Consider the following 11,847-nt stretch of genomic DNA (forward strand, 5'->3'; position numbering starts at 1 on the left):
GGGACCGCGGCTCCCGGCAGCGCGTCGAATCGCTTGACCGGCCCCGCCGCATCGTGATCCCTCTCGAACGGCAAACGCCAGCAACCGAGGGGGACAGTAGCGATGGGCCGAAGCGGGCCGGCGGCCAAGGGTGTCGACGTCGACCTGACCGCCGTGGTGGTCTCGGTTCGCGACGACGAGCCGCAGGCTCTGGTGGTGCCCGCTGGCGAGGCCGGGCGGGCCGCGCTGCCGTCAGGACCGCTGCGGCCGGACCACGGCACCCTGCAGGCGGGGCTCAGAAGCTGGGTCGAGCAGCAGACAAGACGCCGGCTCGGCTACATCGAGCAGCTCTACACCTTCGGCGACCGCCCCGTCCCCGTTATCCCCGACCGGGCCGGAGAGGGCGCGGATGGCCAGCCCAGAACCCTCTCCATCGCCTACCTGGCGCTTGTCTCGGCCACCGAAGGGGAAGCCGCCGGCCCGGCTGACTGGCAGCCCTGGTATGCTGCGTTTCCCTGGGAGGACTGGCGCGCGGGGGAGCCGTCGGTTCTGAAGCCCCTGCGCAGCCGCCTGCGTCTTTGGGCGCAGGAGGCCGGCCGGGCGGAGAAGCGCGGCCGACAGGAGCGCGCTCGCGCCACCTTCGGGCCGTCGTCGGCAGGCTGGGACGAGGAGAGGGCGCTGGAGCGCTACGAACTGCTCTACGAGGCCGCTTTGGTGCCGGAGGCCTGGCACGACAGGGGCAAGACGCCGCCGCAGGACCTGTCGGCCGTCGCGGGCCGGGCCATGGCCGCCGACCATCGGCGGATCCTCGCCACGGCCATCAGCCGCCTGCGCGGCAAGATCAAATACCGTCCGGTGCTGTTCGAACTGCTGCCCGCCGAGTTCACCCTCTTTCAGCTGCAGCGCACCGCGGAGGCGCTGACCGGCGCGCGGCTGCACAAACAGAACTTCCGACGTCTCGTAACCCAGCAGGGCCTGGTGGAGGAGACCGGCGCCCAGGACTTCGAAACCGGGGGGCGGCCCGCCAAGCTCATGCGTTTCCGCCGCGCCGTAACGCTGGGCCGTGCAAAGGGGCGCAACGGCCCGGCTTGACTCCCCGGCCTGCGCGCTCATATGCTCTTGTAGAGCATAAGGGCTGGTTTCTCATCCAGCCCTTTTCCCGGCTCAGAATAATGCTCAAAATGAGTATAAGGAGGGTGGACATGGCCATCGCAGGCGCGCAGGACAGCGGCAGCTTGTCGTTCACGGAAGAGGTTGCGGAGCGCACCGCCGCGATCTTCGAGCGCATCAAAACGGTGGTGCCGCCGCTGGAATGGCCGCTGCACGCGCCGGAGATCGACGCCATCAACCGCCTGAAGGCGCAGCGCAACGCCATCGTGCTGGCACACAACTATCAGACCCCGGAAATCTTCTACGGCGTGGCCGATATCACCGGCGATTCCCTGGCGCTCGCACGGCGGGCCGCCGAGACCGATGCCGATGTCATCGTCCTGGCCGGCGTGCACTTCATGGCCGAAACGGCGAAGCTGGTGAACCCGGAGAAGACGGTGCTGATGCCGGATCTGGAGGCCGGCTGCTCGCTGGCGTCGTCGATCACCGGAGCGGACGTGCGGGCGCTGCGCGCAGCGCATCCCGGCGTGCCGGTGGTCACCTATGTGAACACCTCCGCCGAGGTGAAGGCCGAATGCGATATCTGCTGCACCTCGGGCAATGCCATCAAGGTGGTGGAGGCCCTGAACGCGCCGCGGGTGATCTTTCTGCCGGACACCTATCTGGCGACCCACGTCGCGCGCAACACCGATGTCGAGATCATCGACTGGCAGGGCCGCTGCGAAGTGCATGAGCGCTTTACCGGCGCCGAGATCGAGAGTTTCCGCGAAGGCCATGACGGTCTCACCGTCATTGCCCACCCGGAATGCCCGCCCGATGTGCTGGATGCCGCCGACTTCGTCGGCTCCACCGCCGGCATGATCGACTATGTGCGCCGGGAGCGCCCGGACCAGGTGCTGATGGTGACCGAATGCTCGATGAGCGACAATGTCGCCGTCGAACTGCCGGAGATCGATTTCGTGCGGCCCTGCAACCTCTGTCCGCATATGAAGCGCATCACCCTGCCCAAGATCCGCCGGGCGCTGGAAACTCTGTCGCCCGCAGTCGAACTGGACCCGGCGGTGGCAGCCCGGGCGCGGGTCGCGGTCGAGCGGATGCTGGCCGTTGGATAGGGCCATTGGATAGAGCCGGTGGATAGCGCAGGGAAGGCGCCAGCGGCATCCGTTGTCGTTACGCGTCCGCAGCCCCTCCCGCGGGTGATGGTGGAGCCCCTGGTGCGGGCGGCGCTGCTGGAAGACCTGGGGCGCGGCGGCGACCTCACCAGCGAGGCCGTCGTGCCGGCAGACCAGATGGCGGAGGCGGCGCTGGTGGCGCGCGGGGCGGGCACGCTGGCCGGGCTCGATGCCGCGGCGCTCGCCTTTCAGGTCCTGGACCCGGCGATAACGGCGGAGCCGCTGAAAGCCGACGGCGATGCACTGGCCCCGGGCGACAGCCTGCTGCGGCTGAAGGGACCGGCCCGCGCCATCCTCTCAGCCGAACGGGTGGCCCTGAACCTGGTCTGCCATCTCTCCGGCATCGCCACGGCGACGGCCGGGCTCGTGGCCGCCGTGCGGCCCCACCCGGTTCATGTCACCTGCACCCGCAAGACGACCCCCGGCCTGCGCGCGCTGGAGAAGTACGCCGTGCGCGCCGGCGGCGGGGCCAACCACCGCCTCGGTCTCGACGATGCGATCCTTATCAAGGACAACCATATCGCCCTGGCCGGCGGCGTGGCGGAGGCTGTGACCCGCGCCCGGGCGCGGGCCGGGCACCTCGTGAAGATCGAGGTGGAGGTCGACCGTCTGGACCAGCTCGAGGATGCGCTCGGCGCCGGGCCCGATGCGGTGCTGCTGGACAACATGACGCCGGAGCAGCTGCGCGAGGCGGTGCGCATCGTCGCCGGCCGCGCCGTGACCGAGGCCTCGGGCGGCATCACGCTGGAGACCGTCGCCCAGGTCGCCGCCAGCGGCGTCGACGTGATCTCCGCCGGCTGGCTTACCCACAGCGCCCCCAGTCTGGATATCGGCCTGGACATCCTGACCGAGTGAAGGCGCCGTGCCGCCGGTGTTCCCGGTGATCACCGAAAGGACAACCCTGGACAGTCCTCGGAGAGGGAGCTACTGTCACTCGGTCTTTCACTTGAAAGCGCTGTAACGTAAGGGTTTTTTGATCCAACCAGTACAGGATCGGGAGCACGGGCTTCTCAACTGTCATGGTAAGGATTTTCAACCTAAAATTGTTTCTGACTTTGGTCGTGGCCACCTTTCTGGCCGGCTGCGAGACGCTCGACCATCTCACGGCGCCGGGTGTCGAGGGCCTGCTGCTGGCCCCGGACTTCACCGCCGTGGCGCTGACCGACGGCGGCATCGGGAACACCGGCGTCAGGTCGACGCTGGACGGCAAGACGGTCAGTCCTGAGGCCCTGCAGACCATGCTGACGGCGGCGATCCGCAGCAAAAGGCCGGACGTCTTCGTCGGCGCGCGCGGGCGCTACCAGGTTTCCGCCCAGGTGATCGGCGACGATATCAGCCAGCGCAGCCAGGACATCGAGGGGACCACCTACCGATGGGCCAAGCGCCAGGTCAGGGTGAGCTACACGGTCGTCGACGGCGCGACAGGGCGCCAGGTCTGGGGTGGCATCATCGCTACCGAGAACGAGACCCTGGCGACCTACGAGATCAAGCAGCCGAAGAAGACCAGCGAGCGCATGCCGGAAGAGATCGTCACCGCGCTCACCGACACCGACCCCTATCCCTACCCGGACCCGCCGGCCTTCAATGACGTTGTGACCCAGAACTTCGAGGGCTTCGCGCTGAACCTGCCGTATCAGAGCTGATCTATCGCGTCGGAACCAGATCGACGATCTGCTGATAGAAGATGCGGATTTGGCTCGGGTCCGCCAGATAGAAGTCGGCTTTTGACTCCTTCCAAAGGGCGTCAAGCGTTTCGTCGCTCAACTGCGATCGGATTGCAGACTCCAGAAAGTCTCTTAAAGACAGCCGCTCCACATTTGAAAGGCCATTCAAAGCTGTTTCAAGGGTTTCGTCCGGGCTGTCGTGAATCTCGAAGATGTCCTGGTGGAAGCCGGCGGCGAACTTCAGGAACTCGGGCGTTGGCTGCAGAGATTCGGTCACGGTTGAAGTGCCTTGAAAGCGTTCTCTGGCATCCTAACTCGCTTCGGCCCGGGCTGGGGCTTGTAAAGGGCAGCGGAGACCCTGCCACAGACCGTTCGGTTCAGTCAGCGGCTGCCGGCTCCATCTTCTTTTCGCCCCTTGCCCAGAGATCGAACTTGTTCTGGAGGGCCCGCACCTTCACGAAGCCGGCGGAGGCCAGATGCTGCGCGATGCTTTCCTGGGTGAAGCCGGTCTTGTGCGCCATCCCGGTTTCTCCGCGGGCAATGGAGGCCCGGTGGCCGTAGAGAATGTCGAGCGGCGTGATCGGGCCGGAGGGTGAGGTGTAGGCGGTGGACATCGGCCCGTTCTGCACGATCAGTTCCGCGGCCCGTTTGATGTCGGGCATCCGCATGAAGACATGGCCGCCGGGGCGCAGAACCCGCAGGAACTCCGCCAGCGCGATGGGCACCTCATGGGCATAGAGGTGCTCCAGCGCGTGAGAGTTCCAGACCGCGTCGACGGAATTCGAGTCGACGGGGCCAAGATCCGTCATCGAGGCGACGATATCCGGTTTGGCATCCGGGTTGATGTCCAGGCGGACTTCGCACCAGCCCCCGGCCTCGTAGTCGGGATGCAATGCACCCGGGCGCCAGCTGCCACAGCCGACGTGGAGCACGGTCTTCTCGGCGATCTGGTCTGCTTCCGGCACGGCGCCTCCTCTCAACCTCCGAGCATGCCAAGCGCACAGCATTGCACGCAACAGTTAACTGAGTGCTATCGCCGCAAGGCAAACAAACCGCCTTGCCAGTTCAGATTTCCTTGAAGGCGGCCTGCAATGCCTTAACTCGCTTTTGCAGGGCCGGGGGCTCGTAAGGCACAGCCGGCGCCTTGCCCCAAACCGGGTCGGGCCAGGCCGGGTCGCCGGCGAAGCGGGCGATGACGTGGAGGTGAAGCTGGGGCACCATGTTGCCCAAGGCCGCCACGTTCAACTTTTCGGGGCTGAAGGCGGCCTGCAGGGCGCGGGAGGCGGTGCAGATTTCTCCGGTGAAGTGGGGCATGTCCTCCGTTCCGACATCGTGAAAGTCGCGCAGGCCCGGGCGGCGCGGCACCAGGATCAGCCAGGGGTAGGTGGCGTCGTTCATCAGCAGTACGCGGCAGAGCGGCCAGTCGTCGATCGTGATACAGTCGGCCGCCAGTCTTTCGTGGAGGACAAAGTCGTCGGTCATGCGCAAGCGATTTCCCGGTCTCGAGTTCCGATCCAAGGCAGTCCCCCCCACCGTAATTGCGACAACCGCGAAAGCGAAGCGCGCCGTCAGGCGGCTTTGCGGTGTGGCGCTGGTCTTGCTCGCCGCTGCGCTTCCGGCCGCGGGACTTCCGACTGGGGCTGCCGCCATGCCGGATCTCGCTTTGCCCTGGCCCGACGCGGCCCTGGAGGGGCGCAGCGGCGGCACCGCGATCAGTTTCGCCAGCCGCAGCCCCTTTGCACTCTCCAATGTCGGCAACGGCCCGGAGGAGTCGCCGGAGACGGATGGCCTCGGCCAGCTCTACCTGCCGCCGGGGGCTTCTGAAGAAAATCCCGTGCCGGCGGTGGTGATCCTGCATGGCGCCTCCGGCGTGCAGTCGGTGCGGGAGCTGACCTACGCCCGGCAGTTCGCCGCCCGTGGCGTCGCCGCCCTGGTGATCGACGTCTTCGGCGCGCGCCGCGACCGCGCGACCGGTTTCGTCAACCGCCTGCTCCAGATCACCGAGGCGATGTTTCTGGCCGATGCCTATGCGGGCCTCAAACACCTCGCCGCGCGGCCGGAGATCGATGCCGGGCGCATCGCCCTCATCGGCTTTTCCTATGGCGGCATGGTGGCGACCTATGCTGCCTACGCCCAGGTGGCGGAACGCTACGCGCCGGAGGGGCAGCGCTTTGCCGCCCACGTCGCCTTCTATGCGCCCTGCATCGCCGAGTTTCAGGACAGCCGCGCCACCGGCGCGCCCCTGCTGATGCTTTATGGCGGGCGCGACGCCATCGTCGATCCGGAGCGTTGTGCGCGGGTCGCCGAACAGCTGGAGGAGGGCGGGACGACCGTCGAGACGATCGTCTACCCGGAGGCCGTGCACCAGTGGGACGGGCGCTTCGCCGGTGAACGGCAGATCGGCCGCAACCTCGCCGACTGCCGCTTCGTGGTGGAGAGCGACGGCACCGTGCGCGACCGCTGGCTCTGGTTGCCCATGTCCAGCGTGTTCTACCGCCGGGTCATCCTCGGCCTCTGCACCGACGAGGAAGGCTACCTGATCGGCCGCAACGACGAGGTGCGGGCGCAGGCGAACGAAGCCCTGGGGAGCTTCCTCGCGCCGATCCTGCTCGGCGGCGAGAGCTGACGGGCGCCTGCGCCGTGACAGCGCCGAAACCGGAATCCTGGCTGAAGGTCACGGAGCGCGGGCTCTACTGCGTGCCGGGCGGCTTCTACGTCGATCCGCACCGCCCGGTCGAGCGCGCCGTGGTGACCCACGGCCATGCAGACCACGCCCGGCCCGGCAACCGCGCCGTGCTCGCAACCCCCGAAACCTTGGCGATTATGCAGCGGCGCTACGGCGACGAGGCGGGCGATGCGTTGGAGCCGCTGGCCTATGGCGAGACCCGCGATATCGCGGGCGTGACGCTGTCCTTCCTGCCCGCCGGCCACGTGCTGGGCAGCGCCCAGGCGGTTCTGGAGTGGAAGGGCTGCCGCATCATCGTCTCCGGCGACTACAAGCGCCGCGCCGATCCCACCTGTGCGCCTTTTGAGGTGATGCCCTGTGATGTCTTCATCACCGAGGCGACCTTCGGCCTGCCGGTCTTCCGCCACCCTTCCGACGCGGAGGAGGTCGACAAACTGCTGACGGCGCAGCAGCAGTTCCCTGAGCGCGCCATACTTGTGGGCGCCTATTCCCTGGGCAAGGCGCAGCGGGTGATCGCCCTGCTGCGGAACGCGGGCTACGACCGGCCGCTCTACATCCACGGCGCGCTGCAGGGCCTCTGCGACCTCTACCGCGACTTGGGTGTCGAGTTGGGGGAGCTGAAGCCGGCCACCGGCGCAAGCAAGGCCGACTTGGCTGGGCAGATCGTGCTGGCCCCGCCCTCGGCCCTCAACGACCGCTGGTCGCGGCGCCTGCCGGATCCCCTGACCGCCATGGCGTCGGGCTGGATGCGGGTGCGCGCCCGGGCCAAACAGCGCGGCGCGGAACTGCCGCTCATCCTCTCCGACCACGCCGACTGGGACGAGCTGGTGCAGACCCTGGAGGACGTCGCCGCGCCGGAGGTCTGGGTCACCCACGGCAACGAGGAAGCGCTGGTGCACTACGCCTCCGGCAAGGGTATCCGCGCACGCGCCCTGGCCCTCATCGGCCGTGGCGAGGAGGAGCAGGAGGGAGGGGCGGCAGAGCAGGAGCATCAGGAGGCGGCGTCATGAAGGCCTTCGCCGAACTGCTCGACCGTCTCTCCTACACTGCGGGCCGCAACGCCAAGCTCACCCTGATGGCCGACTACTTCCGCGCCGCGCCGGACCCGGACCGCGGCTATGCGCTGGCGGCGCTCACCGGGCGCCTCGACTTTGCCACCGCCAAGCCGGCGATGATCCGCGGCCTCGTCGAGCAGCGCGTCGACCCGGTGCTCTTCGGCTGGTCCTACGACTACGTCGGCGACATGGCGGAGACCGTGGCGCTCATCTGGCCGCAGCGCCCCGGCGCCAACCGCCCGCCGGAACTGGCCGAGGTGGTGGAGCGGCTTTCGACCGCCAGCCGTTCCGACTCGCCGGCACTGGTGGAGGGCTGGCTCGACGCCCTGGACGCCACCGGCCGCTGGGCCTTCCTGAAGCTCATCACCGGGGGCCTGCGGGTCGGCGTTTCGGCGCGCCTCGCCAAGACCGCGCTGGCGAAACTGGGCGATGTCTCCCTGGAAGAGATCGAGGAGGTCTGGCACGGCGTGACCCCGCCTTTCACCGAGGTCTTCGCCTGGCTGGAAGGCCGCGCGCCCATGCCGCAGATCGATCTGCGCCGCGCCTTCCGCCCGCTCATGCTGGCCAATCCCCTGGACGAGGCCGACCTGGAGAAGCTCGACGCCGCGCACTACCGCGCGGAGTGGAAGTGGGACGGCATCCGCGTGCAGCTGGCCGCCGGCGGCGGCGAGGCGCGGCTGTTCTCGCGCTCCGGCGACGAGATCACCCAGGCCTTTCCCGATCTCATGGAAACCGCGCGCTTCGATGCGGTTCTCGACGGCGAGCTTCTGGTGATGCGCGACGGCGCGATCGCCCCCTTCAACGACCTGCAGCAGCGCCTCAACCGCAAGCGGGTGACGGCGAAGATGCTGGAGAGTTATCCGGCTCACTTGCGGGTCTACGACATTCTTTTTCACGGCAACGAGGATCTGCGCGAACAGGGCTTTGACGAGCGCCGCGTCAGGCTGGAAGCCTGGCATGCGGAAACCGACCCGGCGCGCATCGACCTTTCCCCCATGCTGGACTTTGCGCGCTGGGAGGATCTGGCGGCTTTACGGGAGACGGCCCGCGAGCGCGCCATCGAAGGGCTGATGCTGAAGCGCGGCGACAGTCCCTATGTCGCCGGGCGGCCCAAGGGCCCCTGGTTCAAGTGGAAGCGCGACGCGCTGATGCTGGACACGGTCTTGATGTACGCCCAGCGTGGCCACGGCAAGCGCTCCTCGCTCTACTCCGACTACACCTTCGGCGCCTGGCGCAGCGGCGCGCATGGCGAGCCGGAACTGGTGCCGGTGGGCAAGGCCTACTCCGGCTTCACCGACGAGGAACTCTTGCGGCTCGACAAGTGGGTCCGCGCCAACACCACCGAGCGCTTCGGGCCCGTGCGCGCGGTGAAGCCGGGCCTGGTGCTGGAGGTCGCCTTCGACGCCGTCCACCGCTCCAAGCGCCACAAGTCCGGCGTCGCCATGCGCTTCCCGCGCATCCATCGTATCCGCTGGGACAAGCCCATCGAAGAAGCCGACCGCCTGCCGACCCTGGAGAAACTGATCGAGGGGTAGGGAGGTCCCCCTCACCCAGCTTCGCCTAGGCTCGGTTCCCTCGCCAAGGCTGCGCATCCCTCTCCCCTTGTGGGAGAGGGAGGGGCCCGCGACAGCGGGAGGGTGAGGGTGGCTTTGTGTCTCTCTGGAGTACGTCCTTGGGTGCTCTACACCTCCGGCCGCTTGAAGCGCTTGTGGGGGATGAGGGCGATGGGGACAATCTCCACCAGTAGCTCCGGGATCACCAGGCCCGGCACCTGGATCAGGATGCTGGCCGGCGCGCTCGGCGTCTCGAAGTACTGACTGCGCACCTGCTGGATCGCCGGCAGGTCTTCGCGGTTGAGGAAGTAGACGGTCATGGAGACGATGTCGTCGAGAGTGCCGCCGGCGGCCTCCAGGATCGCTCGCGTGTTCTCGATCGCCTTGTGCATCTGGGCGGCGCAGTCGCCGGGTCCGATGACGTTGCTTTCGGCGTCCCAGGCGACCTGCCCGGTGATGTAGAGCGTCACCCCCTCGCCAGCGATCACGCCCTGCGAGAAGGCCCGCCCGTTCGGCCCCCAGATGCTCGGGGGATTGAAGCCATAGGCCATGGAAAAGTTCCTTATGGTGGAAGCTGCACCGCCGCCGTGCAGTGTGAGGGCGCAAGCGACAAGGATCCAGAAGAGCAGGAAGCATAGCAGTCTTCCGGCTGCGCCCGAAATACGACTGTAATGCGAGGGCCCTGCTGGCGGCGGCCGGAGGCATCGTGCCATTGCGGTTGGGAGACCAGCGAGCCTTGAACCTTCGGTAGCGGCCACGCGACTGACTTTCGGTGGCGGCGCGGACGCTTTTGCGTGCAAGGGGGATCGGAAATGAATGCAATGTTTCGGGGCATTGTCCTCTTTGGCGCCAGCCTCCTTGCCGGTGGCAGCCTGGCATCGGCGGAGGCTTTGCCGGAGCACTGCCGTCGGGCGCCGGTGGCCGCCGACTGCACGGCGCCGCTGTTCGACCAGCTGCTGGAGCGGATCAAGGCCGAGCGGCCGTACGATCAGCCCGATTTGAAAGCCGCCCTCACCGACAAGCTGATCAACCTGGGCAGCCTCGATCTCGCACAAGAGGTTGCGGTGGGAATCGATCACGCGCCGATCAGGGATGTAAAACTGGCGGTGATCGGAGTGCTGCAGGCGAACCAGCGGCATTACGGAAAGGCCTCCGACCTCGCCGATCTGATCGGCGACCCGCAGCAACGCCTGCCGGTCTATACCGCCATCGTCGAGCGCTTCGTGGCCGACGGAGAGGTCGAGCCGGCCTGGACCCTGGTGAAGCAACTCGGCGATGCCACCCTGTCGGACAGCTTTCAGGCCGCGCTGGTCGTCCGCTTCGCCACCGAGGGACGCTTCGAGCTGACCCTGCCCTACGCATTGGAGGTCCGCGATGCAGGACGGCGCGCCGATGTGCTCTTCGGTTTGGCATCCCGGCAGCTGGCGTCGCGGCCTCTGGACGACGTGCTGCAGTCTCTGGAGGCGATTGACGATCCTGAGAACCGCGCCCGGGATTTCGCGCTGCTGGGCCAGCAGGCCCACGACCTGAAGAAGCCGGACGCCGCCGAGAGACTGTTCGCGCGTGCTCTGGAAGACCTGGCGCAAGCGGAGGCCGCCGGCAGCGCAGACACCGACTCCCTTAGGCAGAGCATCGCACGGGCGCTGGAGGCGTCGGGCCGCGGCACAGAGGCCCTGGCTGTGGCCACGGAGATCCGCGATGTGGAACGCCGGCTCACGGTGACCGGGCGGATCGCCACGACCCTGGCACGCAACGGTCAGACCGACGCGGCGCTCTCGGTGCTGAAGGGCAACGCCGCGGCAGCGGGAACCATCGCTGATCCCGAACAGCGCATCCTGGCGCTGACCCGCCAGGCGGAGTTCATGGTCGAGGCCGGCTTCGCCTCCGAAGCCCTGCGGCTGATCGCGCGCATCGAGGCGCCGGACCGCCGCTCAGACGCGCGCCAGGCGCTCGCGCGGACCGCGGCCCGCCAGAACGCCTTTGACCTGGCGGAGCGCATTGTCACGGAAGATCCGTCCATCCTCCACCGGGTGACCGGGCAGATCGAACTCGCCACCGCCCTCAGCATCGTCGAGGGCGAACGCGCCCGTGCGCTGGCGCTGGCCGAGAGGGCGCAGATGGCTCTTGAGATGGACTCCATCGAGGGTGCCGAGGCCGTTTACGGCATGCTGGTCGATACCCAGCTCAGCCTGCAGCGGTTCGACCGGGCGCGGAGCCTCATCGACTGGCTGCACGAACCGGCAGCCCGCTTTGACAAGCTCGACCGGCTGGCCGCGGCCGCAGCCCGGGCCGGCGCCGGGGAGGCCTTGTCGCGCGCCATCGGAGACATGATCGCCCTCGTCGCAGGGGACAGCCTCTACGAGCGTTACGGCCGCACCGCCATGATGGCGCAACGCCTGCCGGCGGAGCTGACCCCGGAGGAGATTCTCCTGCTGTCCAAACGCCTGAAGCAGGCTGACTTCGAGTGGGTGTTCCTCCACGTCACCGCGGTGCGGCTGGCCGAAGCGGGACGCGTGGGCGACGCGCAGGACCTGGTGGCCCTGGCCGACGACCCCGAACTCACCGCCGACTTCGAACTCCCCGAACTCGCAGCCCTGCTGGCGCTGAGCCTGAAGAGCGGCCAATAGC

General features: G+C 67.9%; 12 protein-coding genes. 8 read left to right on the top strand and 4 right to left on the bottom strand.

Features of this window, described 5'->3' with window-relative positions; genetic code table 11:
• Positions 1 to 102 precede the first annotated feature (102 nt).
• The 4 genes from ACO06P_RS22080 (at position 103) to ACO06P_RS22095 (ending at position 3,904) form a co-directional block, all read left to right on the top strand.
• Positions 103 to 1,071, top strand: a complete 969-nt coding sequence (locus tag ACO06P_RS22080; RefSeq protein ID WP_420347390.1) for an NUDIX hydrolase — start codon at positions 103 to 105, stop codon at positions 1,069 to 1,071.
• 110 nt (positions 1,072 to 1,181) lie between these two features.
• On the top strand, positions 1,182 to 2,201 hold the full coding sequence (gene nadA, locus ACO06P_RS22085) for a quinolinate synthase NadA (protein ID WP_420347391.1): 1,020 nt from the start codon (positions 1,182 to 1,184) through the stop codon (positions 2,199 to 2,201).
• A gap of 87 nt (positions 2,202 to 2,288) precedes the next feature.
• Positions 2,289 to 3,116 (top strand): carboxylating nicotinate-nucleotide diphosphorylase, encoded by an 828-nt coding sequence (nadC, locus tag ACO06P_RS22090; protein WP_420349668.1) that lies wholly within the window; start codon positions 2,289 to 2,291, stop codon positions 3,114 to 3,116.
• Positions 3,117 to 3,304: 188 nt separating this feature from the next.
• Positions 3,305 to 3,904, top strand: coding sequence for a hypothetical protein (locus ACO06P_RS22095; protein WP_420347392.1), 600 nt, complete (start codon positions 3,305 to 3,307; stop codon positions 3,902 to 3,904).
• Position 3,905: 1 nt separating this feature from the next.
• On the opposite strand, the gene ACO06P_RS22100 is transcribed toward ACO06P_RS22095, so the two are convergent.
• The 3 genes from ACO06P_RS22100 to ACO06P_RS22110 form a co-directional block, all read right to left on the bottom strand.
• Complete coding sequence (locus tag ACO06P_RS22100; protein ID WP_420347393.1) at positions 3,906 to 4,202, bottom strand: hypothetical protein; 297 nt, start codon at positions 4,200 to 4,202, stop codon at positions 3,906 to 3,908.
• 100 nt (positions 4,203 to 4,302) lie between these two features.
• Positions 4,303 to 4,890 carry a class I SAM-dependent methyltransferase gene (locus tag ACO06P_RS22105; protein WP_420347394.1) on the bottom strand — a complete coding sequence of 196 codons (588 nt, stop codon included), beginning with the start codon at positions 4,888 to 4,890 and terminating at the stop codon, positions 4,303 to 4,305.
• A 100-nt stretch (positions 4,891 to 4,990) separates the two neighbouring features.
• Positions 4,991 to 5,407 (bottom strand): HIT domain-containing protein, encoded by a 417-nt coding sequence (locus tag ACO06P_RS22110; protein WP_420347395.1) that lies wholly within the window; start codon positions 5,405 to 5,407, stop codon positions 4,991 to 4,993.
• A gap of 166 nt (positions 5,408 to 5,573) precedes the next feature.
• On the opposite strand from ACO06P_RS22110, the gene ACO06P_RS22115 reads away from it, so the two are divergent.
• Genes ACO06P_RS22115 through ACO06P_RS22125 form a run of 3 tightly spaced genes read left to right on the top strand, consistent with a single transcriptional unit; the run spans position 5,574 to position 9,201 of the window.
• Positions 5,574 to 6,551, top strand: a complete 978-nt coding sequence (locus ACO06P_RS22115) for a dienelactone hydrolase family protein (RefSeq protein ID WP_420347396.1) — start codon at positions 5,574 to 5,576, stop codon at positions 6,549 to 6,551.
• 14 nt (positions 6,552 to 6,565) lie between these two features.
• The gene (locus tag ACO06P_RS22120) at positions 6,566 to 7,621 is read left to right on the top strand and encodes a ligase-associated DNA damage response exonuclease (RefSeq protein ID WP_420347397.1); all 1,056 of its coding nucleotides are present in this window, start codon (positions 6,566 to 6,568) and stop codon (positions 7,619 to 7,621) included.
• On the top strand, positions 7,618 to 9,201 hold the full coding sequence (locus ACO06P_RS22125) for a cisplatin damage response ATP-dependent DNA ligase (protein WP_420347398.1): 1,584 nt from the start codon (positions 7,618 to 7,620) through the stop codon (positions 9,199 to 9,201). The genes ACO06P_RS22120 and ACO06P_RS22125 overlap by 4 nt, the downstream gene beginning before the upstream one ends.
• 146 nt (positions 9,202 to 9,347) lie before the next feature.
• Here the strand turns inward: ACO06P_RS22125 and ACO06P_RS22130 are convergent, their stop codons facing one another.
• Positions 9,348 to 9,770 carry a RidA family protein gene (locus tag ACO06P_RS22130; RefSeq protein WP_420347399.1) on the bottom strand — a complete coding sequence of 141 codons (423 nt, stop codon included), beginning with the start codon at positions 9,768 to 9,770 and terminating at the stop codon, positions 9,348 to 9,350.
• 261 nt (positions 9,771 to 10,031) lie between these two features.
• Between ACO06P_RS22130 and ACO06P_RS22135 the strand changes: the two genes are divergently transcribed.
• Positions 10,032 to 11,846 carry a hypothetical protein gene (locus tag ACO06P_RS22135; protein WP_420347400.1) on the top strand — a complete coding sequence of 605 codons (1,815 nt, stop codon included), beginning with the start codon at positions 10,032 to 10,034 and terminating at the stop codon, positions 11,844 to 11,846.
• The last annotated feature ends 1 nt before the right edge of the window (position 11,847 follow it).

The organism is Pelagibius sp. (genome assembly GCF_965227505.1).
Classification (GTDB): Bacteria; Pseudomonadota; Alphaproteobacteria; order Kiloniellales; family Kiloniellaceae; genus Pelagibius.

Bases quoted from the DNA above. Each gene is read 5' to 3' on its own strand.
- ACO06P_RS22125 (WP_420347398.1), top strand. From the start codon at position 7,618: ATGAAGGCCTTCGCCGAACTGCTCGACCGTCTCTCCTACACTGCGGGC.
- nadA (WP_420347391.1), top strand. From the start codon at position 1,182: ATGGCCATCGCAGGCGCGCAGGACAGCGGCAGCTTGTCGTTCACGGAA.
- ACO06P_RS22080 (WP_420347390.1), top strand. From the start codon at position 103: ATGGGCCGAAGCGGGCCGGCGGCCAAGGGTGTCGACGTCGACCTGACC.
- nadC (WP_420349668.1), top strand. From the start codon at position 2,289: ATGGTGGAGCCCCTGGTGCGGGCGGCGCTGCTGGAAGACCTGGGGCGC.
- ACO06P_RS22130 (WP_420347399.1), bottom strand. From the start codon at position 9,770: ATGGCCTATGGCTTCAATCCCCCGAGCATCTGGGGGCCGAACGGGCGG.
- ACO06P_RS22135 (WP_420347400.1), top strand. From the start codon at position 10,032: ATGAATGCAATGTTTCGGGGCATTGTCCTCTTTGGCGCCAGCCTCCTT.
- ACO06P_RS22110 (WP_420347395.1), bottom strand. From the start codon at position 5,407: ATGACCGACGACTTTGTCCTCCACGAAAGACTGGCGGCCGACTGTATC.
- ACO06P_RS22115 (WP_420347396.1), top strand. From the start codon at position 5,574: ATGCCGGATCTCGCTTTGCCCTGGCCCGACGCGGCCCTGGAGGGGCGC.